Origin of the sequence: Scardovia inopinata JCM 12537, from assembly GCF_001042695.1 — a bacterium.
In the GTDB taxonomy this organism is placed as follows: domain Bacteria; phylum Actinomycetota; class Actinomycetes; order Actinomycetales; family Bifidobacteriaceae; genus Scardovia; species Scardovia inopinata.
On the sequence record NZ_AP012334.1, the window covers coordinates 508,398 to 532,358 of the forward strand.

At 49.0% G+C, this 23,961-nt stretch carries 21 protein-coding genes, 4 tRNA genes and 1 pseudogene; 17 read left to right on the plus strand and 9 right to left on the minus strand.

Going from position 1 to position 23,961, the window contains the following annotated elements:
* The first annotated feature begins 2 nt into the window (after positions 1-2).
* The 4 genes from SCIP_RS01975 (at position 3) to SCIP_RS01990 (ending at position 5,432) form a co-directional block, all read left to right on the plus strand.
* Positions 3-704: a LytR/AlgR family response regulator transcription factor gene (locus SCIP_RS01975; RefSeq protein WP_006292840.1), complete on the plus strand. Its 702-nt coding sequence runs from the start codon at positions 3-5 to the stop codon at positions 702-704.
* 76 nt (positions 705-780) lie between these two features.
* Positions 781-1,479 (plus strand): sensor histidine kinase, encoded by a 699-nt coding sequence (locus SCIP_RS01980; RefSeq protein WP_006292841.1) that lies wholly within the window; start codon positions 781-783, stop codon positions 1,477-1,479.
* Positions 1,480-1,630: 151 nt separating this feature from the next.
* Entirely contained in the window at positions 1,631-3,565 is a 1,935-nt protein-coding gene (locus SCIP_RS01985) for an ABC transporter ATP-binding protein (protein ID WP_006292842.1), read from the plus strand.
* Positions 3,558-5,432: an ABC transporter ATP-binding protein gene (locus SCIP_RS01990; RefSeq protein ID WP_040590494.1), complete on the plus strand. Its 1,875-nt coding sequence runs from the start codon at positions 3,558-3,560 to the stop codon at positions 5,430-5,432. Before SCIP_RS01985 ends, SCIP_RS01990 begins: the two co-directional genes overlap by 8 nt.
* 76 nt (positions 5,433-5,508) lie before the next feature.
* Here SCIP_RS01990 and SCIP_RS01995 read toward each other — a convergent pair.
* Positions 5,509-5,585: transfer RNA gene (locus SCIP_RS01995), tRNA-Pro, on the minus strand.
* Positions 5,586-5,719: 134 nt separating this feature from the next.
* Positions 5,720-6,016 (minus strand): annotated as a pseudogene (locus SCIP_RS02000) (YhbY family RNA-binding protein); the annotation flags it as partial.
* Positions 6,017-6,396: 380 nt separating this feature from the next.
* Between SCIP_RS02000 and lysS the strand changes: the two are divergent.
* From lysS to SCIP_RS02015, 3 genes are all read left to right on the plus strand, one after another.
* A complete protein-coding gene (lysS, locus tag SCIP_RS02005) occupies positions 6,397-8,043 on the plus strand; it encodes a lysine--tRNA ligase (protein WP_040590954.1) in 1,647 nt (548 codons plus the stop codon).
* 100 nt (positions 8,044-8,143) lie between these two features.
* The gene (gene menA, locus SCIP_RS02010; protein ID WP_006292846.1) at positions 8,144-9,226 is read left to right on the plus strand and encodes a 1,4-dihydroxy-2-naphthoate octaprenyltransferase; all 1,083 of its coding nucleotides are present in this window, start codon (positions 8,144-8,146) and stop codon (positions 9,224-9,226) included.
* 60 nt (positions 9,227-9,286) lie between these two features.
* A complete protein-coding gene (locus SCIP_RS02015) occupies positions 9,287-10,027 on the plus strand; it encodes a phosphoglyceromutase (protein ID WP_006292847.1) in 741 nt (246 codons plus the stop codon).
* Between the two features lie 196 nt (positions 10,028-10,223).
* On the opposite strand, the gene phoU is transcribed toward SCIP_RS02015, so the two are convergent.
* Complete coding sequence (phoU, locus tag SCIP_RS02020) at positions 10,224-10,910, minus strand: phosphate signaling complex protein PhoU (RefSeq protein ID WP_006292848.1); 687 nt, start codon at positions 10,908-10,910, stop codon at positions 10,224-10,226.
* A gap of 125 nt (positions 10,911-11,035) precedes the next feature.
* On the opposite strand from phoU, the gene SCIP_RS02025 reads away from it, so the two are divergent.
* Positions 11,036-12,445: a sensor histidine kinase gene (locus tag SCIP_RS02025; RefSeq protein ID WP_040590496.1), complete on the plus strand. Its 1,410-nt coding sequence runs from the start codon at positions 11,036-11,038 to the stop codon at positions 12,443-12,445.
* 98 nt (positions 12,446-12,543) lie between these two features.
* On the opposite strand, the gene SCIP_RS02030 is transcribed toward SCIP_RS02025, so the two are convergent.
* The gene (locus tag SCIP_RS02030; protein WP_006292850.1) at positions 12,544-12,810 is read right to left on the minus strand and encodes a DUF2530 domain-containing protein; all 267 of its coding nucleotides are present in this window, start codon (positions 12,808-12,810) and stop codon (positions 12,544-12,546) included.
* A 125-nt stretch (positions 12,811-12,935) separates the two neighbouring features.
* On the opposite strand from SCIP_RS02030, the gene manA reads away from it, so the two are divergent.
* From manA to SCIP_RS02045, 3 genes are all read left to right on the plus strand, one after another.
* Positions 12,936-14,267: a mannose-6-phosphate isomerase, class I gene (gene manA / locus SCIP_RS02035; protein ID WP_006292851.1), complete on the plus strand. Its 1,332-nt coding sequence runs from the start codon at positions 12,936-12,938 to the stop codon at positions 14,265-14,267.
* Positions 14,268-14,386: 119 nt separating this feature from the next.
* Positions 14,387-15,355 carry a CHAP domain-containing protein gene (locus tag SCIP_RS02040; protein ID WP_040590499.1) on the plus strand — a complete coding sequence of 323 codons (969 nt, stop codon included), beginning with the start codon at positions 14,387-14,389 and terminating at the stop codon, positions 15,353-15,355.
* Between the two features lie 132 nt (positions 15,356-15,487).
* Positions 15,488-16,591, plus strand: coding sequence for a universal stress protein (locus tag SCIP_RS02045; protein ID WP_006292853.1), 1,104 nt, complete (start codon positions 15,488-15,490; stop codon positions 16,589-16,591).
* A gap of 266 nt (positions 16,592-16,857) precedes the next feature.
* On the opposite strand, the gene SCIP_RS02050 is transcribed toward SCIP_RS02045, so the two are convergent.
* Positions 16,858-17,268: an OsmC family protein gene (locus tag SCIP_RS02050; RefSeq protein ID WP_006292854.1), complete on the minus strand. Its 411-nt coding sequence runs from the start codon at positions 17,266-17,268 to the stop codon at positions 16,858-16,860.
* 328 nt (positions 17,269-17,596) lie between these two features.
* Between SCIP_RS02050 and SCIP_RS02055 the strand changes: the two genes are divergently transcribed.
* From SCIP_RS02055 to SCIP_RS02070, 4 genes are all read left to right on the plus strand, one after another.
* The gene (locus SCIP_RS02055; RefSeq protein ID WP_006292855.1) at positions 17,597-18,469 is read left to right on the plus strand and encodes a thymidylate synthase; all 873 of its coding nucleotides are present in this window, start codon (positions 17,597-17,599) and stop codon (positions 18,467-18,469) included.
* Between the two features lie 59 nt (positions 18,470-18,528).
* Positions 18,529-19,272: a dihydrofolate reductase gene (locus SCIP_RS02060; RefSeq protein WP_006292856.1), complete on the plus strand. Its 744-nt coding sequence runs from the start codon at positions 18,529-18,531 to the stop codon at positions 19,270-19,272.
* On the plus strand, positions 19,269-19,787 hold the full coding sequence (locus SCIP_RS02065) for a low molecular weight protein-tyrosine-phosphatase (protein WP_006292857.1): 519 nt from the start codon (positions 19,269-19,271) through the stop codon (positions 19,785-19,787). Before SCIP_RS02060 ends, SCIP_RS02065 begins: the two co-directional genes overlap by 4 nt.
* Before the next feature lie 156 nt (positions 19,788-19,943).
* The gene (locus tag SCIP_RS02070) at positions 19,944-20,186 is read left to right on the plus strand and encodes a hypothetical protein (RefSeq protein WP_040590501.1); all 243 of its coding nucleotides are present in this window, start codon (positions 19,944-19,946) and stop codon (positions 20,184-20,186) included.
* A 133-nt stretch (positions 20,187-20,319) separates the two neighbouring features.
* Here the strand turns inward: SCIP_RS02070 and SCIP_RS02075 are convergent.
* From SCIP_RS02075 to galE, 3 genes are all read right to left on the minus strand, one after another.
* Positions 20,320-20,395: transfer RNA gene (locus SCIP_RS02075), tRNA-Phe, on the minus strand.
* A 44-nt stretch (positions 20,396-20,439) separates the two neighbouring features.
* Positions 20,440-20,513, minus strand: a tRNA-Asp gene (locus SCIP_RS02080).
* Positions 20,514-20,601: 88 nt separating this feature from the next.
* Complete coding sequence (gene galE / locus SCIP_RS02085; protein ID WP_040590503.1) at positions 20,602-21,612, minus strand: UDP-glucose 4-epimerase GalE; 1,011 nt, start codon at positions 21,610-21,612, stop codon at positions 20,602-20,604.
* 139 nt (positions 21,613-21,751) lie between these two features.
* Here galE and trmB point away from each other — a divergent pair, with 139 nt between their 5' ends.
* Positions 21,752-22,669, plus strand: coding sequence for a tRNA (guanine(46)-N(7))-methyltransferase TrmB (gene trmB / locus SCIP_RS02090; RefSeq protein WP_006292860.1), 918 nt, complete (start codon positions 21,752-21,754; stop codon positions 22,667-22,669).
* A gap of 30 nt (positions 22,670-22,699) precedes the next feature.
* Positions 22,700-22,771, plus strand: a tRNA-Glu gene (locus tag SCIP_RS02095).
* A gap of 67 nt (positions 22,772-22,838) precedes the next feature.
* Here the strand turns inward: SCIP_RS02095 and SCIP_RS02100 are convergent.
* Entirely contained in the window at positions 22,839-23,816 is a 978-nt protein-coding gene (locus tag SCIP_RS02100; RefSeq protein ID WP_081442833.1) for a glycosyltransferase, read from the minus strand.
* Positions 23,817-23,961: the final 145 nt, after the last annotated feature.

Here is a 23,961-nt window from a genome sequence, read left to right on the forward strand (position 1 = left end):
GTATGCTGTATAAAATTGCCATCTGTGATGATTCCGCTGACACCCGCCTGTATGTGGAATCTTTGGTCCGTCGCTGGGGTCGGCAAACAGATCATGATATTCAGATTATGTCTTTTCCTTCTGCAGAGAGCTTTCTTTTCCACTATGAGGATGATCACTCCATGGATATAATTCTTCTGGACATTGAAATGGCAGGTATGGATGGCTTGTCCCTGGCCAGGGAGCTTCGTAAGAGTAATGATCTTGTCCAAATTGTATTCGTCACCGGTTATTCCGAGTACATTGAAGAAGGGTATGATGTTTCTGCCCTTCATTACTTAGTGAAACCGCTGAAGAAAGAGAAACTCTTTTCTGTTCTGGACCGGGCTGTGGGCAAACTTCACAAGAATGAGCAGGTTCTTACTCTTGAAGCGGGTTCTGAAGTTCAGAGAATCCCGGTCTACCAGATTGTATCTGTAGGAGTTCGGAGAAATTATGTGACTATTCATGCGGCTCATGATTATACGGTTAAGATGACTTTGAGCCAGGTTGCACGAAACCTGGACGATAGATTTTACCGGGTGGGCAGGTCTGACATTGTTAATCTGACGAAAATCCTCAGGGTGACCACGACTGATATTTATTTGGATGATGGAACCACAATCCCCTTGCCGCGCGGGGCTTATGAGGGCGTTAACCGGGCAATTATTGGTCTGGGGAAGTGAGAAACACAACAAAGCGAGCAACACAATGCTGCCTACTACAAACACTATCTACGGGGTAAAGCACTAGGATGAGGTTATGGGACTGATTTCATATCTGACATCAAAAAGGATTGATCGGCAAATTTCTGCCTACCAACAGGATCTGCTGGAAACTCACTATGCTGAAGTGGATACCATGTACCATCAGATGCGTGGGTGGAGACACGATTACAGAAATCACATTCAGACTATGAAAGCTTTTGCAGATCGGGGAGATCTGGAGGCGGTTCGCCGATACCTTGATGAACTGGATTCTGATCTTGCCCGGGTGGATACAGTGATCAAGACTGGCAATCCTATGACGGACGCGATTTTAAATTCAAAGATTTCTCTGGCCAAGAGCAAGAGGATTCCGGTCACAGCTGATGCCCATATTCCTGTAAAATTACGGTTGTCAGAGATTGATCTCTGCTGCATTATTGGTAACCTTTTTGATAACGCTATTGATGCTTCTCTAGTTTTACCTGAAGAGCGGCGGCAGGTTAGGGTCTATATGGATATGAAGGGGCAACAGCTGTATATTTCTTTCACTAATTTTGCTGCTGGAAAGAAGTTGAAAAAGAGAGGAAGGATTTTCCAATCAACCAAAGGGCTGGGACATGGTTTTGGTCTGGAAAGGATTGATACCATTGTTGATAGGCTAGGAGGATACATCAGCCGTAATTCAGAAGAGGGGGCTTTCACCACAGAGATTTTGCTCCCACAGCTTGCTGTTTCTTCTTCCCTTTCTGGCTGAGGTAATTTCTGATTTCAGCCGGCGGCCGGTATACAAGTGCGGCAATTCATCACTCGGCAATTCATCACCGGAATATAGCAATTCGTCCCCCAGAGCTTCCAAAAAATTATCATCTTGCTAGAGTTGCCACTGTAATGGTGAGGTGAGGAATATGGAATCCACGACAGCAGAACAGACAAATTCCGATGACCAAGACCAGGCACGGCGCCAGGGTCTGCCGGACAGTGAAAATAAGCGGGACCAGGCAGAGCATGGGGACAAGCCGGGTCAGGAGTCTAAAAAACAGGCTAAGCCCAGATACTCCATGGCCAGCAACGTGGCTTATATGATCCGGCTTGCCTGGAATGGCCACAAAAGAGTCCTCTGGCTGTGTATAGCAGTCGCCGTTTTTGCCGTGGGTCAGAGTCTGGCTCAGATGTTCATTGCCCCTGCTGCCCTCAACGTGATCGAAAGCAAAGGAAGCATGAGCCAGTTGCTGGCAACAATTGGCATCTTTACCCTGATTCTGATTTTTCTTGACGGCGGGTATGAATATTTTAAACTGGATACCATGCCAGGCAGGATCTCTGTTCGCTTATCCATCATCATGGCCGCCAACACTAAACGATCCCAAACGTCTTATCCTAACCTGCTGGATACGCGATTTTTGGACTACAGCAAACAGGCCGATGAGGCAACATATGGAAATTCCCAGCCAGCAGAAGCAGTGTGGGAAACTCTGACCCAGCTGCTGACCAATATTCTTGGTTTTATTATTTACCTAGCTCTCCTGTCTGGGTTGAATATATATCTGGCCCTGATAGCAGCAGCCTTGACGGTAATCGGCTTCTTTGTCAATATGAAAATGAGCCGCTGGTCTTATGAGCATCAGGATGAAAGAGCCTCCTATTTGGGAGCGGTGAATTATGCCACCAAACTCCTGTCTGACCGCACTTATGCCAAGGATCTGAGAATTTTTGGCATGGTTGGCTGGGTTCAGGAATTGTGGAATAAGAACTTTCGACTTTTCAGAAATTTCAACAAAAATGCCCAGACAAAACTGTTCGTGGGGAACGTGGTTGATGTTCTTTTGACTTTTCTGCGCAACGGACTGGCTTATCTGGTTTTAATCACTATGGTGATTCATAAAAATATTACTGTTTCTCAGTTTATTCTGTATTTTTCTGCAGTAACAGGCTTTACTACCTGGGTTAGTGGAATTTTAGAGCAGACGTTTACCCTTTACAGGCAGAGTCTGGACCTGTCAAAAGTCAGAGAGTTCCTGGAATGGTCAGAGATTTTCCGCTTCTCCGGAGGAAAGCCCCTGCCGCAGGCTCCATATGAGTTGTGCTTAGATCATGTGTCTTATCGGTATCCCGGTGCATCCGCAGACACCATTCATGACATGAATCTGATTATCAAGCCCCAGGAGAAAATAGCGATTGTAGGCCTGAATGGGGCTGGAAAATCAACTCTGATCAAGCTTGTATCAGGTTTTCTTGACCCGACTGAAGGGCGGGTACTCCTCAACGGTCAGGATATTCGCCAGTTTAACCGTCGGGAATATTATTCCCTCTTTGCCGGTGTATTCCAGGATTTCTCTGTCCTGCCGGCAACAATCAGGGAAAATATAACCCAGGAAGTAGAAACTGTTGATAAAACAAAATTGTGGAAAAGCCTGGAGCAGGCCGATCTGGCTCAGAAAGTACAGAGTTTGCCCCACTCGGAAGAAACTCAGATAACCCGAGAAGTGTATGAGGATGGGACTGAATTTTCCGGAGGAGAGACACAGAGACTGATGCTGGCCCGGGTCCTGTACCGTGATTCGCCTGTTATCCTCCTGGATGAACCCACAGCAGCTCTGGATCCCATAGCTGAAAATTCTGTCTATACCCGCTATAACCAGATGACAGAAGGGAAAACAGCCATTTTTATCTCTCACCGTCTGGCCTCGACCAGATTCTGCAGTCGAATTCTTTACCTGAAAAAGGGAAAGATTGCCGAGGAAGGAGATCACGACTCTCTCATGGCTCTCGGTGGGGATTACGCCAGGCTTTTTACTGTTCAAAGCAAGTATTATCAGGAAGGGGAGGAAAAAAATGAGTAAAAAAATGAGCAAAAAACGCATTTCCATGGGGGAAGCTCTTCAGCGGTATGGCAGGGCTGTGCGCATCTGGCAGAAATATTCACCACAACTACTTCCTTCCACTGTACTCTATCAGCTGTTTTTCAAGGGAACTCCCTTCGTTACCATTTACCTGTCTGCATTGATTCTTAATGCCCTGGTTCTGTGGCAACCGGCTGCCAAAATCTGGACCCTGGTGGTTATTACTGTGACTGTAACTGCTGTTCTGGCTATGATTACCCACGTGCTCAATCGGTGGTATGAAACCAACAAAGCAGGAATATGGTCGGTTACCCTCAAAATCTTTGCTGATAAAAAAGCTGACATGGATTTTGTCAGCGCTGACAGCCAACAGGTTGCTGACATGGAATCCCAGGCTGAACAGAACATGAACTGGGGCGGATGGGGTTTATCCCTGATTGAGGATATTACTTCCAAACTCATAGGGTCAGTAGTATCTATTGTTGGCGGAGTTGCCCTGTCGGTCCAGCTTTTCCTCCTCCCTGTAAGAAAATCTGACCTGATCTTCCTGAATAACCCTCTCTGCCTTCTGCTTATTCTTGCTCTGATTGCCGGTGCCATTGCCGTCTCCTGGGCTTTTACCAAATATGAAAATGGAGTGGTGACACGGGTTGCTGACAGTGCCCGTTTAGGCAACCGGCTTTTTAAGGCTTATTCGCATTTAGCAAGTGAAGCTACTCAGGGATCCCTGGATATTCGCCTCTATAATCAGGAAAAGATTGGTCAATATCACATGAATAAGAAACCTATCTTTACTGAAGGATCTCTGATAGACAGGCTCTACAGGGGGAAACTAGGTTTTCTGACGGCAGCTTCTCGGGGAGTACAGTCAATCATGTCCGGCCTGATCTATCTTTTTGTCTGTCTCAAGGCCTGGGGAGGAGCTTTCCCCATAGGTTCAGCTACCCAGTATATTGGTGCAGTAACTGGAGTCTTTACCGGGATTAGTGAGTTTATTGCCAATCTGGAGGCAATCAGGACTAATGGGGAATTCCTGACTGATACATATGGATTTTTGGATGTTCCTCATACGATGTATAAGGGAAGTCTGACTACAGAGAAGCGGTCAGACCGCCAGTATCAGATTGAATTCAGGGATGTGTCCTTTAAGTATCCCGGGGCATCTGATTATGCCCTGAGGCATGTGACTATGTCATTCAGAGTGGGAAGCCGTTTGGCTGTAGTGGGTATGAATGGAAGTGGAAAAACTACCTTTATAAAGCTGCTCTGCCGCCTGTATGATCCTACTGAAGGGCACATATTGCTTAATGGCATTGATATCAGAAAATACCGGTACCAGGATTATATGAATATTTTCTCCATTGTTTTCCAAGATTTTCAGCTTTTTGCCATGCCTCTGGGCCAGAATGTGGCCACCAGTACTCACTATGATAGGGACAAAGTCATGGATTGCCTGGTCAAGGCTGGATTTGCAGATCGCCTCGCTTCCTTGCCTCAAGGATTGGATACGAATTTGTATAAGGATCTGGATAAGGAAGGGGTGAATATTTCCGGCGGTGAAGCCCAGAAGATTGCTATTGCTCGGGCATTGTATAAAGATGCACCTTTCATTGTTCTGGATGAGCCTACAGCCGCCCTGGATCCTGTAGCAGAAGCTGATATATACAGTAAGTTCGATGAAATTGCAGGGCGCAAAACAGCGATCTACATTAGCCACCGCCTTTCATCCTGCAAGTTCTGCGATGATATTGCTGTTTTTGACCAGGGGAGGGTTGTTCAGAAGGGGACTCACACAGAGCTGCTGGCAGATTCGTCCGGTAAATATTATCAGCTCTGGAATGCTCAGGCCCAGTATTATGTGAAGTAAGATTATGGGGTTTTGTGAGCTTCCGGGAATTATCGAAAATCACAGTGCTGATGTGCATAAGCAAAGAAAAAAACAATGGTCGGGCTGGCGGGATTTGAACCCGCGGCCTCTTCGTCCCGAACGAAGCGCGCTACCAAGCTGCGCTACAGCCCGTAACCACCATAAAATACTAGCCGATGGAGAGGAAATCAGCTTGCAGGGCCTGTGTCGTCTCCCGAGGGTTATTTCTCTCTTCCTTCCCCGCACAGGCTCTTTGCCTCTGGGCTCTTAAACTTCCCGGTGGATTTCTAGACCCCCAGGCGAATGTGATCGATATCGTTTCTGCGGGAGCGACGATAGAGTACAGCCCGCTTGCCCATGACGGAAATGACAGCAGCATGGAGTCGGTCAGCCAGGGCTGCGGCTGCTTCTGCTGAGCTGACATCTGATTCTCCCAGAACCTGAACCTTTACCAGTTCACGACCTTCAAGGGTTTGATCTACCTGGTTTGCCACGGCATCAGTCACATTGTTCTTGCCAATAATCACCAGAGGTTTCAGGGGTTGAGCCAGGGTCCGCAGACTTTTAATCTGCGACTTTGTGAGAGGTTTACGAACCCGTCCTGGCTCTAGGTGAGGAGCAGGGGAAGACGCGGTGTCCCCCTGGGGAAAGCCGTCTTGGGGAAGAGCGGGATTACCGGCAGTGGGGTCTTCCCGGGGAGCTTGAGCGAAATCAGTCATAAAAATCCTTACTGTACAGTGACCATATGAGAACATATGAATGAGGAACGTATTAAGAATATCACAGGGGCAAGGGAAGAAATCTGTCTGTAGGTGACTTCCTGTTTCGTTCTTTACCGCCTGGTAGTGGGCTTTGCGTAGACTGTGGCCTTATGAACAATGCGAACGTGACACAGGATGAAGAACAGTTGACACTTGGCCAGGAAGAAGCACAGACAGGAAGAGAGCAGCAGACATCGGAAGAAATGCAGGTCCAGGCGGGTTTGGCAACCATCGAACATGCCCACATGCTGGAAAAGCAGGATCAGGCTATTGCTGACCGCATTAATCAGGGAGCAAGTCTGGATGAAGCCATAGATGTGTCCAATAGCGAATTCGGGCCGTCAGCCCATCCTGAGCAGGTTCAGATGCGCGTAGCTAAACGGGCTCTCATGCTCAAGAACGGCATGAATCCTTACCCAGTCAAGCTGGACATTACTACCAGCATAGCTGATCTGCGCTCGCGCTATACCGGCAGCGATGGTGCCCTGACCCTGGAAAAGGGTCAGGAAACGGATGAAGTTGTGGGACTGGCAGGCCGGGTGCTCTTCCTGCGCAATGGGGGAGGTCTCTGCTTCGTCCAGCTTTCTTCCGGCGACGGGGCCCGTATTCAAGGCATGATTTCCCGAAAAGTAGTTGGCCCAGACTCGTTGAAACAGTATAAGCAGCTGGTAGATTTGGGCGATCACCTCTATATCCACGGTAAGGTCATCTCCTCCAATACAGGCGAGCTGTCAGTCATGGTGGATTCCTGGCAGATTGCTTCTAAGGCCTTGCAGCCCTTGCCTGCCCTCCATAAGGAGCTGAGCGAAGAGCAGCGGACCCGCAAGCCCTATCTGGGAATGATTGTCGACAGCAAGGCTAGGGATATGGTTCGCAACCGAGCCAAAGTTGTTTCCTCTCTCCGCCGCAATTTTGATGAACGGGGGTATTTGGAAGCGGAAACACCTATGCTGCAAACCAATCATGGTGGCGCTACGGCCCGGCCTTTTGAAACCCACATGAATGCTTTTGATATCAATCTTTTTATGCGTATTGCTCCCGAGCTTTTCCTCAAGCGTCTGCTGGTAGGGGGAATCGATAAAGTCTTTGAGATTAACCGTGATTTTCGCAATGAAGGTGCCGATGGAACTCATGCTCCCGAATTTACCATGGTGGAGGCTTACGAGGCTTACGGCACCTATGACACCATGGCTGAACTGACCAGGTCTCTGGTTCAGCAGGCTGCCCTCGATGCTTTTGGTACCACGGAGCTGACCCTGGCCGATGGAACTCCTTACAATGTGGGCGGAGAATGGACATCTATAACTATGTATGGTTCTCTGTCAGAAAAGCTGGGGGAGGAAATTACCCCAGAAACATCAGTCGATTATCTGGCTTCCCTGGCAGACAAGCTGGGAGTCGAGCGGGACGAAGTGGAAAACCATGGAAAGTTGGTGGAGCATTTGTGGGAGCATTTTTATACCGAAGATCCTCATACGCTCTGGGAGCCAACTTTTGTTCGTGATTTTCCTGTAGAAACAAGCCCCCTGACCAAGTCTCACCGATCTGTTGCTGGGCAGGTAGAAAAGTGGGACTTGTACGTTCGTGGCTTTGAACTAGCAACGGCTTACTCTGAACTTAATGATCCCGTGGTTCAGCGGCAGCGTTTTGTGGATCAAGCCAGGATGGCCCTGGCAGGGGACGCTGAAGCTATGGATATAGATGAAGATTTCCTGGAGGCTTTGGGGGTCGGTATGCCTCCCGCCGGCGGCATGGGGATGGGTATTGATCGTCTTCTGATTGCTCTGACAGGGGCTACTATCCGCGAGACCATTACCTTCCCCCTGGTCAAGCCCCTGAACCTGGCATAAGGAGTGTGCTGAGGATATTTTCCTTCTGATCGACCTTTCACAAAGAGCCAGCAGGCTGTGTAATGTGAAGCATCCCTGGAAAGCATGATAAAATTTTCCTGTGAGCAAGAATACAGGAAAAATGTGGTTATCAGGAATTCGTCCCCAGACTTTAATCCTGGGGGTTATACCAGTGGTCTCGATCACAGCCTTTGTTTATCAGCCCCTAATGATTTTTAACAGGGGGGGATCAATTTCCCGGAAAGCCTGTCCGATTTTTGGCCTGCGGCCTCCAGCTGGAGATGAAGAAGGGTGGGGGGAATGTATAGTTCAGCCCTCGCGCTTTTGGATGGTTGCAACCTTGTGTTTGGCTGTGGTTCTTTTTCTGCAGATTGCTGCCAATCTTTTGAATGATTATCACGATGGAATCCGGGGAACAGACCAGAATAGGGGCCAGGAGGCACCTGCCCGTCTGGTTGCTCGGGGAGCCACCCCTCGATTAGTTCTGGCAGCTGGATTGATTAGTCTGGGCATCGCTTGTCTGGCTGGCTTGGCCGTGGTGGTTATAACCGGACTTTGGCAGCTGCTCCTGCTGGGAGTACTGTCTGCAGGGGCAGTCTGGTTTTATACCGGCGGTCCCCATCCTTACGGGTATTCCGGCTGGGGTGAGGCTGTCGCTTTTCTTTTCTTTGGCCCTATTGCCTGCCTGGGGATCCAGCTGGCTTTGACTGGCCGCTATCCCTGGAATTATTTGCCTATGGCTGCTGTTGGCGCTTCCCTTCTGTCTGGAGTCCTGGCCGTCTGCCTGATGATGATTAATAATCTTCGTGATCTGGAGAATGATCAGGTTCATGGCAAGAATACTTTAATGGTTTCCATAGGATTTTCCCGCGGCCAGAGGATTCTTATCTTCTTCCTGTGGTCTGCCTTTATTCTTCTAGCTTTACTTGTTTATAGTCAGACGCTTACTTTCTGGGCTTTGCTGCACGGGAAATCTCTAGCAGGGAGGTTTTCGCTGGGTTTTCTCATTTTCGTTGAAGTTCTTTCCCTGATTGTAACGGTTGCCTGTCTTGTTATTATCCTTGTTATGACTACAGCCATCAAAGAAAGACGGTATAAACGCGCTTTACAGTGTATGTCTCTTCTTATTCTTTTGTCCATCTGTATAACGGCTATTTTTGGCTTTTTCTTTGGGGGACTCTAGGACGGGCAGATTCTCAGGCTGTGGCCGCTTCTCGTCGGACTGGGTGAGTAAAATTGAGGCATGACTTATAAATTAGTATTGCTCCGACATGGTCAGAGCGCATGGAATAAAACGAATCAGTTCACCGGCTGGGTGGACGTTCCCCTGACTGAGCAGGGTGTGGAAGAGGCTAAGCGAGGAGGCAGGCTTCTCAAGGAGAAGAATGTTCTGCCGGACATTGTTTTCACATCTTTGCTGCGCCGTGCTATCAACACAGCCAACTATGCTCTTGATGAGGCTGACCGCCTCTGGATTCCTGTTCAGCGCACATGGCGTTTGAATGAGCGTCATTATGGTGCCTTGCAGGGTAAGAACAAAACTGAGATCCGTCAGGAGTTCGGCGATGAGAAGTTTATGATTTGGCGCCGTTCATACGGCACCCCGCCCCCTGACATTAATCCTGATGATCAGTATTCACAGGCTCATGATCCCCGCTATAATGAGGCCGACGTCCCCGAGGCTGAAGCCTTGTCCAATGTGGTTGCCCGCGTGACACCTTATTGGGAAACTGATATTAAGCCAGAGCTGATGGCGGGTAAGACCGTTCTGATTTCTGCTCATGGAAATTCTCTTCGCGCCATTGTGAAGATGCTGGATAATCTGACTGAAGAAGAGATTGCTAAGGTCAATATTCCTACTGCAATTCCTCTTCTGTATGAGCTGGATGAAGATTTCAAGCCCATCAAGCCCCGGGGCGAGTATCTGGATCCTGAGGCTGCTGCTGCTGGTGCTGCTGCAGTTGCTGCTCAGGGCCAGAAGTAATAATTATGCTAAGCATCTATCTCTAATTTTAGATAGATATGTGTAGACATATTTCATATTTATAGACAAATATCATAATATAGTGAGGGCCTGGCCACTGTGGCCAGGCCCTCACTATACTTATCTCTTATCTATAGAAGATTCGGTTTATGCCAGGTCAGGTCCTTCTGTTTGTGCCGACTCCTGATTATTCTGCTCATTTATTGCTGACTTCCTGATCCTTTTCAAGTTGAGGTTGCTTTGTCGGGTCAAAACCAGAGACCATATAAATCAGCATCCTGGCCACGGAAACAGCATGGTCCCCAAAACGCTCGTAATAACGGCCCAGGAGGACCAGATCAATAATCTGTTGACGGCTTCCTTCCCAGGAGTCAGACGTGGCAATATCAAAAGTCTGCTTGTGAAGATTATCAAGGACATCATCATTGACAATAATTTTTTCTGCCAGCTCTGTGTCCCTGGTATTAAGAATGGAAGTCAGCTCAGCAGAGACAGTGGCATCAAATTCCTGCATTTTTTCGAAAATTTCCCGAGTCTGGTCAATAATGGCGCTGTTAGGATAGGCTCGACGGGTAGTTTCAGCAATATGCCGGGCCAGGTCTCCCATCCGTTCAAAAGTAGAAGCCAGGCGAATAGTAGCAACAACAACCCGTAAATCAGTAGCTACGGGACTTTGTTGAGCCAGTAGTTTTACGCAATGTTCCAAGATGCTGTTTTCCAGCTTATCCAGCTGGTCATCACCATCGATGACTTCTTGAGCCGCATCAATGTCGGTATTGAGGAGGGCCTGTCCGGCCTTAACGATCGCCAGATGAACCCCGTTGCTCATGCGATCCAGGTTATCAGCGACCATTTTGAGTTCCTGAGTAAAAATAACTCTCATATATATGTCCTTCGTTCATGGCCATGTCAAACTGTTGCTGTTTGATACCGCTTGTTCCAGTCTGGTACTTTCTATTCTAAGCCATCCTCCTCATTGCTGGCCTCTGCTTGTGTCACAATGGGAGTATGCAGTTCGATGGGGTAGCACTAGCTGTGCTGGCAATCATAGTAGTCATGGCTGTAATAGCTCTTGGCGCGATTATTGTCGGTTTGTTCCGGCTGATTTCGCCCTTGTTTGAATCGTCCAAAAAATCCCGTCAGACGGCTGCTGATGAGGTAGAAAACTGGTTTTTTCGTCTGCGGTATGCTTTCAGACACAAGAAGGGCCGGACGGGTCACCGGGCCTGGGATGAGGACAAAGACGAAGATGATGACGACGAAGATGATAATGACAATGAGGACAGGGATGATGAAGATCTGGATTCGTCTTCCATTCGTATTCTGAGCACTATTAATTCCGCCACAATTGTGGTAGACAAGGAAGATGAAATTGTTCGAGCCAGCCCCGCAGTCTACGAGCTGGGCTTAGCCAGTAACGATTCGATCAGCAATCAGCAGGTTCTGGATGCCGTCCACCGGTCGCGAATCAGCGGAGAAAAAGAAAGCTTTGATCTGGTAACCATGACTCCATCGAATATGGCAGTTTCAGAGGCAGTCTCCGGTCAAGGTGCGCCTGGTCACGATGATTCTGACAGTGTATCCAGCCAGCAAAATGATGAAGATCGGGAGATGCAGCTGGTTTCCCGCCGCAATTGGCTGACTATAACAGTTAGAGCAATCAGTGACAGCCTAGTCCTGGTACTCGTCCAAGATAACAGTGAACAGAGGCGTTTTGCCCAGCTGAGGGATGACTTTGTGACCAATATTTCTCGCCAGCTCCTGATTCCTACTCAAGCTTTGTCTCAGCTTGGTCATGACCTGGAAGAAAGTCTGAAGGCAGGGAATGTGACCCGGCAGACCCTGCTTTCAGATTCGCAGACAGTTGCTTTGGAAACCCGTCATTTGAATCATCTGGTGGCAGATTTGATCCTGTTGATGAAGGCTCAGCAAACCATCAAGCCTTCCGAGCGTAATCGTCTGCGGGTTATGGATTTGGTAAGGAATGTGGGTGCGGCTTGTAAGAACCTGGCTCAGAATCGCAATATCAAAGTGCTGATTCAGGGGGATGAATCCCTGGAAATCAACGCTGACCGAGATCAGGTGGAGGCGGCCATTACCAAGCTGGTGGAGAATGCTATCCTTTATTCACCCCTCAATTCTACTGTTGTCCTCTCGGCAAGCAGGGCTAAAAACAAGGATTTGGCCCTGATCCGTGTGATAGATCACGGGAAGGGCATCAGCCGGGAAGATCAAAAAAGAATTTTTGAACGTTTTTACCGGGGCTCTAATCAGGCTGAGGAAACGTCAGATGGAGTTGGTCTTGGCCTGGCCATTGCCAAACATGTAGCTTTAACACATCATGGTTCCATAGGGGTATGGAGCATGCCTGGGCAGGGGAGTACCTTCAGCTTTTATCTTCCTCTGGCGACGGCATAGGAGTAAAAAGAAAGTGAGAATAAAACCTGCATGAGTCTGCAAATTATTCTTTTGAGTCCCCTAGCTCTGAGGTTAGTCCCTAACTCTGGGGTCAGTCCCTAACTCTGAGGGAAGAGAGCCAACAGACGGTAGTCCTTTCTGTGCAGGTATTCCCAAATAAGTAGGAGGATTCCAATAAGAACTCCGCACAGGCAGACAAAGAGGGCTTTGTGAACATGAAAACCTAGAATTAGCAGGGCCAAGCAGACAATGGCAGCCAGACTCCACAGAATGGTACCCAGACCGAAAATAAGGCGCAGGTCCACCTGAACTGCATGGGGAGCTGGTTTCCTTACTTCGGGATCATAAATAGGGGCTATCTTCACGCTTTTATTGTATCTACCCAGTCGTATATGCTATAGGTTCGGTTATTGCTTGACTCGACCCGGTTATTGGCCAGGCGAATGCTATGATGTGACATACTGGGGATCAACAAACGAAGTGAGGTGACATGTATCGTATCTGGCCTGTTCACCGCAATTATGCCTGGGGGTCGGATTCCCGTCTACAATCGCTCTTTCGCTTGACTGATGACGGTCCTTTGGCTGAGCTTTGGTTCAGCGGTCACCCTCAGTCTCCCTCTCTTTTAGATGTGGACGGGGATGAAATTGATCTGGCAACAGCAATTAAGCGGGCTCCTGCCTTCATGGCAGGTCAGTCGGTTATTGACCGCTGGGGAGCTACCCTGCCTTTTCTCTTCAAAATTATTTGTGCTGACCGCCCCTTGTCTCTGCAGGTCCACCCCAGAGCGGATAAGGCGAGTAAGGGCTTTGCAGAAGAGGAAGCCCGGAGGATTGATATTCATGATCCTGTCAGATCTTTCAAAGACCCTGTGGCCAAACACGAAATGGTGGTAGCCCTGGAACCTTTCAGCGCTTCTGTTGGTTTTCTGCCGATTCGTCGGCAGATTGAAGCCTTGCAGTATATTGATCACCCCTTGGCAGACTCCATGGTGACCATTCTTTCCCAGGCGACAGGCCCTGCAGCCGCTTTTGATAAAACAGGCAGGGAAGGGGCTATTTTCCAGGCTTTTTCCAGGGCTGTGACTTCTGAGACCGACGGAGGAGAGGTAACAGCCCTGGCCGCTGCCTGCCAGAGGGCTGCTAAAGCTGACGGTTGCCCCAGTCAGATTGCGCTGGCTCTGAATCATGCCCGTATCGCTGCCGAAGCTTTCCCCTCTGACCCCAGTATTTTCTGTATTGCTATGATGAACCCTGTGGAGCTTGACCAGGGAGAATCTGTTTTTATTCCTGCAGGGACTGTTCATACTTACTTGAAGGGGACAGGAGCTGAAATCATGACGAACTCCGATAATGTCCTCAGGGCTGGAATGACCATTAAGCACAGGGATATTCCCCATCTGCTGGAAAATCTTTCCTGCTCGCCGGCTCCTCCCATTGATCCTTCATCTGGCTTACTTAAGCTTGTCTTTCAGGCAGATGTAGTTACCTATAAACCGCCTCTGGAAGAGTTCATGCTGGCTTATGGTCATGTGGACCCTAAATCCGGAGCGACGAAAGGCTGGTGGACGGTCAGCGACAGATTGAGGAGAACACAGGCAAAATTCTCCCAGGCTGTTGGCCCTCAGCATATGCTTGCTTCCCGGCCTGGCCCCCGCATCATTGTCTGTCTTGATGGAGTAATTCGTTGCAGGAGCAACAGCCAGATTATGGATTTGAGCAGTGGCCAAGCTGCCTATATTCCTGCCAGCGAGCCTTCGGTGTCTGTCAGTGGAGCAATAGAGGAACCTGGCTCCTATATATTGGCGTCTACCGCCTTATAAAAGGCGATGGGGAACTTTTCTCAAGGTCGTTCTTACAGCTTATATCTCCACAAAAAATACAAATTCGCCTACTCTTGCTAAGCTGATACCTGTATCCCATGTGTAAGGAGTCTTTGTTTATGCCCTCTGGAGTACACGTACCAGCTGCGTCTGTACGCGTCAAGCGCAGGCGGAGCCATCAAACAGGCAAGCATGTTCCTCAGCAGCCGGAGATTACTCAGCTGTTGAAGAAGGAGCTTAATCAGGCTCCTCTTACCCGCAAGGCCTTGCGTCTGAGGGCTCAGAAAGCCCAGCGCAAGTCTCAGATGATGATGGTTGGCGCTGCTACTCTTCTGGTCGGCACCGTTGGAACTATCTATGCTTCAGCTGCAGGCAGGGCAACGGGTGGGGACTCCATCGATAACCCTTCTCAGGTTCTTGAAGCTTCGGCGGATGCTACTGGTCTGGTCAGTCGCGGTAAGTCACGAACATGGAATTCCAAAGAGGAATCATCGACTAGCCAGAGCCTGAGCTCCAGCTGGGGGCTGGAAACCAATTCAACCAATGTAGATACCTCTAATCTGAGCAAAGACAGCCAGAAAATGAAGGTGGCGTCTACGGAGGCAGCCACTCCCTTAACTGATGCCCAGAAGGCCGGTATTGCTTCTCATTCTGCTAATTCCCTGTCTACCTATACCACCGATACCCCTTACCGCTACGCCCTTCCTTATGCCTCTACCATTAGTGTCAGCCACGCTACCGGCGATAAGGGCAATAATTACTCTTTCTCTCAGTGCACCTGGTGGGCCTATGTGCGGCGTCACCAGTTGGGCCTGCCTGTAGGATCCAACTTTGGCAATGGTGCTCAGTGGGCAGATTCGGCCAGGGCTCTGGGTTATTCCGTCAGCAATACTCCTCAGGTAGGTGACGTCATGGTCTTCGCCCGCGGTCAGGAGGGGGCCAGTTCAGTATATGGACATGTGGCCATTGTTGAATCGGTGAATGCTGACGGCTCAGTCACTGTTTCTGAGTGTGGGGCAGCTTTGCGCGGAATTATCGCTTCTCGCACTATCTCCAACGCCTCCAGCTTCCAGTACATTCATAGCTGATCTATTTATCGTAGCTGATTTATTTTTTGTGTTTTCTTTTCTTCCTGGGACACACCCTGTGTGAGCATGACTTTATGCGTTAAAAAGAGTAAAATTGAATTTATCATATAAATTTGCTCCAAAGGAGGAATCATGGCAAAGTATGACAAGGCCATTCTGGTGGGCGTTGATGGATCAGACGCCAGCTACAAGGCTGTCTGGTGGGCGGCCAATTATGCACATCATGCCGGATTGACCCTGCACATTGTGTGTGCATACTCTCTGCCTAGTTATGCTGCTGTTTCTTTTGATGTTACTTATACATCGATGGGCGATGACAAGGCTGCTCATAACGATGCTCAGACCATTCTGGCCAAAGCAAAAGCTATTGCCGATGAGCAGGGGGTGCAGGCAACAACCCTGATTGTGACGGGAGACACAGCCAGTGTTTTCATCGAATTGTCGCATAATTATAACTTAATTGTTATAGGGAACAGGGGTAAGGGAGGTTTGGCAGAGCGCATGCTGGGCACAACCAGTTCCAGCCTTCCTGCTGCTGCATACTGTCCTGTGGTCGTCATTCCTTACACCGATGACAGCGGCAAAATTATGCATCTGAATAACACAATTAAACGAGTCGTTGTGGGGGCGGATGAATCCAAGTGGGGGATTAAGGCGCTTGATACTGCGGCTGAGTTTGCTAACCAATGGGGGGCAACCCTCACGGTTCTGTCAGCCGTCCCTGATTTGAGCAGTATCAGTCCAGCCGGGGTCAACTCCATAGATGAAGAGGAACAGAACACGGTCATGGAGTCTTATCTTGATGATCTAAAAGTGCGAATGCGACCCCTGCATCAGAAGTATCCGGATTTGGATATTAAAGAATCGGTTGTGGAAGGATCGGCTATTGAAGCTTTGACTCAGGCCAGCATGACTAATGATGTGGTGGTTGTCGGGTCCAGGGGGCGGGGCGGTTTTACCGGCCTTATCTTTGGGTCAGTCAGTCAGGGCCTGATACAGCATGCTGTTGGCCCTGTTTATGTGGTTCCCCGCAAGTATGTAGAGGCTGCTGAGTCTGAGCTCGATACTATTCCCCGTTCTGCAGCTGATGTACCGACTGTTCCTCTGGAGAACGTCAAAGGCGTTCAGGAAGTCCTGGTGCCTCAGGCAGATGATGATGTGGCCATGAACATTGCTGTTACCATAGATCCTCAGAGTTCTGACAACAAGGAGTCTCATAAGGACAAGGAGTCATAGGCAGCAGACAGGAGTAGGAAAGCCGTTCGCCTGGACAAGCCCCGGTTTACAGACTTTTTCCCCTGCCAGAGACGTCCCGGATACCTTGATGACTCAGCACCTTAGGTGCCTGGGACGTCTCAGATGTCAAAGATGTGGGTTGATAGACAGCTCCCTGCCTATTAGCCCAGTACAAGTAAGTCTCCCGGTTTTCAAACCCAACCGGGAGACTTACGATTTAGATCTTGTGATTGTTTAGATCTTATGGTTGTGATATTTAGCGGTTTTTAATGACGAATATTGATATCCATCCGAACTGGAGTGGCCTCAACCAAGGTATGCTTGACTGTGCAACTTTTATCTATATGGCGCTTAATCCGCTCTTCCAGCTTGGCTGCATCATCATCTGACAGCTTGGCATCGGTGGCATCCACCACGAGATTCTCAGAGAAGCTCACATACTTGTCGCCATCGGAATCGTAGGTTCCATCAACAACAATGCGGGCTCCCTTCCCCTGGCCCAAGGCAGATTCAACAGCGAACTGACTGGACAGACCTGCGCAGGCAGCCAGAGCGATTTTCAGCAAATCGCCGGGAGAAAAAACATCATCCCCATGTCCAAAAACGACCTCTGCCTTATCGTCCTTGTGGCCGACCCAGGTGCCGTCCTCTTTACGCTCAACCCATAAACGTGCCATAATTCCTCATTTCTGTTGTTTTCGAGCCGTAAGGCTGTATCCAGATTATCGTATATGCGATATATGTGAGCGTTCTTTGAACACTCCTTATGAATAGATGAACAGAGAAAGGGACAAAATATGCCCGTCGACCCCTCCTCATCACGGTAAGCATAATATGCATCTTTTTATACATATTTTTATACACGTTTATACAGCTTCTTATACAGGCTTGGCGTTTTCTATTCGAGAAGCAGCTGGGAGAGACTTTCTGCCTATCTGTCTGCCTATCAGTGAACAGATAGCAAGGTGTCCGTCGATGTTAATGCTTTTTCTACAATTAATCTTTATGGCACTTACACAGCAGCAGCTCGAAGACATTCGTATCCGCATTCCGCAGAAGAAAGATAACGGAATCCCCACTCCTTACGAGGATTTAGTCCGTCTCATTCTAGAAACCGGAAGTCTGAAATCAGACCGAACGGGGACCGGCACCATCTCTCTATTCGGCAGGCAGATGCGTTTTAATCTGGAAGATTCTTTCCCCCTGCTGACCACCAAAACTGTTTTCTTTCGGGGAATAGCATACGAACTTCTGTGGTTCCTCAAGGGATCCAGCAATGTTCGCTGGCTGCAAGAGAATCGGGTTCATATCTGGGATGAGTGGGCTGATGCTGATGGGAATCTGGGGCCAGTCTATGGGGTTCAGTGGCGCAGCTGGCCTGCTCCCACGGCGGACAATCCCAACCGGACCATTGACCAGATCTCCACTGTTCTCAATTTGATCAAGAATCAGCCAGATTCTCGCAGGATGATTGTTTCTGCCTGGAACCCGGCCGAGGTGGAAAATATGGCTTTGCCTCCCTGCCACACCCTCTTTCAGTTCTACGTGGCTGATGGAAAACTCAGCTGCCAGCTCTACCAGCGGTCTGCTGACATGTTCCTGGGTGTGCCTTTCAATATTGCTTCCTATTCTCTTCTGACTGCCATGATGGCTCAACAGGCTGATCTTAAGCCTGGAGAATTTGTTTGGACCGGGGGAGACTGCCATATTTATGATAATCATGTCGACCAGGTTTTGGAACAGCTCTCCCGGCAGCCTTATCCCTATCCTCAGCTGAAAATTGACAAGGCTGACACCATTTTTGATTATAAATATGAGGATTTTCATATTCTGAACTACCAACATCATCCTAAAATTACCGCCCCGGTAGCGGTGTAAAATCGCTGGCCTTAGTGTATGATGATGAAGAAATCATCAATAAAGGAGTATTGTCAGATATGGAGCATGACAGTAGCCGCACCGGTTACCACCAACCCCGGCCCAAGCCAGAAGGGCTAGAATTTTCTGGTGCTGCTTGGGATGAAGATCTCGAGGAAGATAAAAATTATTTTGAAGAGCCTCAGATAAATTTGATCTGGGCTCAGGGATATACCCCCGACGGACGGCAGGGTGCGATTGGTTTTCATGGTTCTATGCCCTGGCACTTGAAAGAGGATTTGCAGCATTTCCAGGAGCTGACGATTTCTCACCCGGTAGTAATGGGCAGGAAGACCTGGGAATCTCTGAATCCACGATTCCGGCCCCTGTCTCAAAGAGACAATATTGTGGTTTCCCACGATCCTGCTTACCGTGCTCCTGGTGCTTCTGTTGCTGAGAATCTGGAAGAAGCCCTCCACATGGCTTCTCAGCCTTCTATCCCCGATGATGGGATTCGCCGGGGGGAAATCTGGATTATTGGTGGCTCGCAGCTGTACAGCCAGCTGATTGACCGGGCAGATCACATTTATGTGACTGATATTGATCTTGCCGTGGAGGCAGATTCCTTTGCCCCCAATGTTGATGATCTGGTAAAAGCTGGTACTTTTGAGGTAAGTGCCGACAGCGGTTGGTTAGTGCCAGCAGGGACTGTTGCTTCTTTGCAAACTGGATCTGACTCTCCAGCGGGCACAGTCTCCCGTTATCGTTTCAGAACCCTGACCCGGGCAGAGGAGGGGAGTCCCTCCGCTGAGGAAGAACTATGACTACTGAAGGAAAATATACAATTTCAACAGTCTGCACAGGAAATATTTGCCGCTCACCCATGGCCCAGATTGTCCTGCAGAAATATGTTGATGATGCCGGTTTGTCAGACCGGGTCCAGGTTCAATCCAGCGGAGTCAGCTCTGAGGAGCACGGACATCCCATTGATCCCCGGGCTCAGAGGGTTCTTAGGCAGAGAGGCTACCAGCTGCCCCGCAATCATTTTGCCCACCGAATTACCCAGGAAGAGATTAAAAACACTGATCTTTTCCTGCCCATGACCGCCTCTCATATGCGTTCTCTTTTACGGCAGATTCCTGCATCAGATGATTCCAAGGTTCATATGTACCGGTCCTTTGATCCCAATCTTCCGGTTCCCAAAGCCGGCCGGGAGGACCAGATTGATCTGGTGGATCCCTGGTATGGAGGTCCTGAGGATTTTGAGGTTGCAATGGACCAGATTGAAGAGGTTGCACCTTTTATTGTGGATTGGGTCAAACAGGCTCTTAGAGCCTAACTCTCCTACACCCTCCTTATTGGAGACGGCACAAGGGTGATTGGAAACGGCAGGGGGTGAAGGGAAGTTTCAAGTAGTACTCTGCGGTTTGTGATTTGTGTACACCGGGTTTTTGTTGTGGGGTGGGAGAGCCGATATTTGTGGAGGTGATCGTTGATGATCGGTTTTTTTAATGAGCATAATTTATATGTCATTGCAACAGTTATTCAATGGGTGATTGTATTTTTAATTTTTCTCTTTGGCCTTGTAACCTCTTACCGGGGGTATCTCCAATTGCAGCACCCAATCCCAGTCACAAGTGCTCCACCAGAAGTAGCTTATTTTGAGATGATCGGGATAACAATTCTAGCCGTGCTCGTTGCGCTGGCTCTTCAATATATCAAGAAAGGTTCACTGTAAAAAATACCATACAACGATCAGTGAAAGAAAATAATTAATACAGAGGAGAAGTATAAAAATAAACTATAAAAATTCACCATGGGGGAGATGGTTAAAAAGTTATCCCCAGGTGGAAAGAGGGGGATAAGTGCAGTGGTGGCTCCGAGCGGTATCGATCCGCTGACCTCACGATTTTCAGTCGTACGCTCTACCAACTGAGCTACAGAGCCATGGAGTGTTAAAAAAACCCGGCTATACCGGGTTTTACTCCAAGCGACTCCGGCCGGACTTGAACCGGTGACCTCCGCCGTGACAGGGCGGCGCTCTAACCAACTGAGCTACGGAGCCACAGCTGCATTTCGCAACCGAGTAGAAATACTACAGGATAGGTTGGTCATCTGCAAGCTTCGGCATGTTGCACTATAACAAGCCGATTTCAGCCAATCTGCTTCCAGGAATCCAGATCAATATGATGATTCGGATTGGCCTGCCAGGCCTTCCAAGCAGATTCTACAATGTCGTGAACATCGTATTGGGCGTGCCAGCCCATTTCGGTGTTAATGCGTTCAGGAGATCCAATCAGGTGAGGAGGATCCCCTGCCCGGCGGGCCTTAACGGTTTCGGTGAACGGCAGGCCAGTTACTTTTTTAATCTCGTCAACGATTTCCCTCACGGAGGTGCCTTTGCCGGTTCCTACGTTGAAAGCATCATATTTACGCTCATCCCGGTTCAAGTAGTGCATGGCTGCCAGGTGGGCATCAGCCAGATCGGAAACATGGATATAGTCACGCACACAGGTTCCATCCGGGGTGGGGTAGTCGTCACCGAAAATTGCCGGGGCAAGACCGTGCTGGAGCCGGTCCAGGACCATGGGAACCAGATTAAGAATTGCCGGATCTTCCAGCTCAACCGGACCGCAGCCAGCAACATTGAAATAGCGCAGGGCGCAGAAGCGGATGCCAAAAGCCTTCTCACAGGCCCGGCCCATCCATTCGCCAAAAAGTTTAGTCTGGCCGTAGGGGTTGATGGGAACCATGGGAACAACATCTTCAGGAACCACATCCACGGGAGGAACTCCGTAGGTAGCTGCTGAGCTGGAGAAGACCAGCTTTTTAGCGCCGGATTCCTTCATGGCGGTCAGCACATTCAGCATGCCGTTAAGATTCTGCCGATAATACCAGAGCGGTTTTTCTACAGATTCACTCACTTGCTTGCGGGCAGCAAAGTGAATGACTGAATCCACCTTGTTCTCTATCATAATTTCGGCCATGCGGGCATCTGAGCCGGGGGCGGAAATATCCATGCCGTAAAGGCGGGAGCCTTCAATGCGGCTGGGTTTGCCATAGCTGAGATCATCAACAACTACAACCTCTTCACCCGTCTGGTGAAGAGCGTGAACCACATGAGCACCAATATATCCGCAGCCGCCGGTGACAAGAACTGTCATATTTCTTCCAATCGTTGTATTTTTGATGGACGTCTTCATTATAGCTCAGGCATGAGAGAAAATGTTCGTTTATGTTTATTTATGTTCATAAATGTGAAAAGCTCCTATCACATTCGCCCTCACCTTTACAATGTTTTCTATGACGAATAACGACACGTCCTCTGACTCCGGCTGTACCGGTTCAGAGTCGTCTTCTAACCGGAATAAGCACCAGTTGGCTGTTCGCACAAACTTTTCGCGCTCGCGGGGAATTGTCTCCTTCGTTCGTCGCTCATCCCGGCTTGATAAGCGCCTCCAGCATGCCTGGGACGAATTTGCGGACACTTTCCTTCTGGATTTTGGGCAGGCAGATCATGAATTGGGAGTACCGAACGATTTGACTTTTGATCAGAACTTTGTTCAGTCTGTTTGGGGCAATGCCAACCCTCTCATCATAGAAATAGGTTCCGGCCAGGGGGAAAACATTACTGCCGCGGCCCTGTCTCACCCAGACAATAATTATCTGGCTCTGGAGGTTTACACTCCAGGAGTAGCCCATACCATGCTTCTGGGAGGGCACAACGGTCTGACTAATTTGAAAATTGCCCAGGTCAATGCCCCTGAGCTTTTTGCCATTTGCAGCCGATCAGTGGCTCAGGAGGTCTGGACCTTCTTCCCTGACCCCTGGCCTAAAACCAAGCATCACAAGCGGAGGATAATTCAGGATCCTTTGGCCGCCGATGTGAGCAATGCCTTGGTAGATCAGGGTCTGTGGCGGATAGCCACAGACATCGATGATTATGCTCTCCATGTGCATGAAATCATGGATAACCGGGATGATTTTGACAACAGAGGAACGCTGATGGTCAGCCTGCCCACTGAGCATGTAAGCAAGGGGACAGCTCAGATGGCTTACCAGCTGCCGCATGCCATGTTCCGCGAATCTCATAGGTTTGAGGGCAGAATCCTGACCAATTTTGAGAAGAAGGGGCTCAAAGCCGGACGGACTATTCACGATTTCACTTTTTACGCTCGTCATGCAGATGACGCGCCGACCAGCCATAAATCCATGGAGTAATATATTGTATATGACGTGCGCCACGCGCATGCCCCCGTCGTCTAACGGTTAGGACACCAGACTTTCAATCTGACAACAAGAGTTCGACTCTCTTCGGGGGTACTTCTTTTCTTTTCTCTTTATTTTTCTTCTACTCTTTTCTTTCTGTTGAGTTAGCTGTTTCCTCTTCTTAGCGTGTATGTGCAGATTCCGCTTTGGCTGAGCCGGTCCGAGAAGATTCAGTCTGTGCTGGGTTTGCCTGAGCAAATCCGGCCTCTGCCAGATGGTCAGGCAACTCCATTTTATCTCGCTCAGCGAGGCTTATCCATTCATTGATCCACATTTCCTCGGCTGGATCAATGTCGTGTTTCTCCAGGTGCTTCTGATAGGTGGGGTAGAAGGCGTGGATCATGGGGTAGAGGGCGGTTAGGGTATATTCCGGTTTTTTATCCCGCCAGTGTTGTGGATGGGCATCGAAAGTGTTCTTGAACCGGCGCATATAAGAGCGGAAAGACGATAGGGAGGTGTCCATCCGGCGGGCACTGACAGCAGTGATCATGTCAGGACTGTAAACAGTCTCGAAATCATGATCAAACAGATGGAGGGAAAGATCAATATCTTCATGCATGATGTCTTCCTTGTCACGGCAGACCTCATTCTTAATGACTTCCCAGGCAGACCGACGGACAGCCATATTAGAACCGTATAAGAGCTGGCGTTTGCCGTCAGCAATATAAATTCGCTTACGGATAGAATTATCTCCAGCCAGACTGATGACCTTTCCGGGCATGTCGTAGTAAGTGCAGGGGCCGGTTGCCCCCATGGCGTTGGGATTCTCCTCAAAAATTTCGGAAACGACTTCAACCCAGTCGGGCTTGATCATGCAGTCAGCATCGAAGCGGCCCAAGATATCTCCGGTGGCATGGTTGAATCCATAGTTACGGCTGGGGATAAGGCCCTGTTCAGCATTTTGATGCAGAAGAATCACCTTGCTCTGTGGATTGTTGGCAATAAAGTCTTCCACAATCTGGCTGGTATTATCCGTCGAGAGATTATCCACAACAATAACCTCATGCGCAGGAACTGTCTGGGTCGTAGCATTGAGTAAACACTGCGCAATGCGCTCAGACTCGTTCCATGCTGGAATAATCATCGAAACCGAAACCATGCGTTCCATTATAGGCAGGGGCTTGCCAAGTTGGGGAGAAATTTCACAGAACCACGTTCCCTTCAAGCCTTTCCCATCTCCTCTTTTCATCCTCCTGTTTCACCTTTTATGGCTTTTTACGGCTCTGAGTTCTATGGCTATGAGA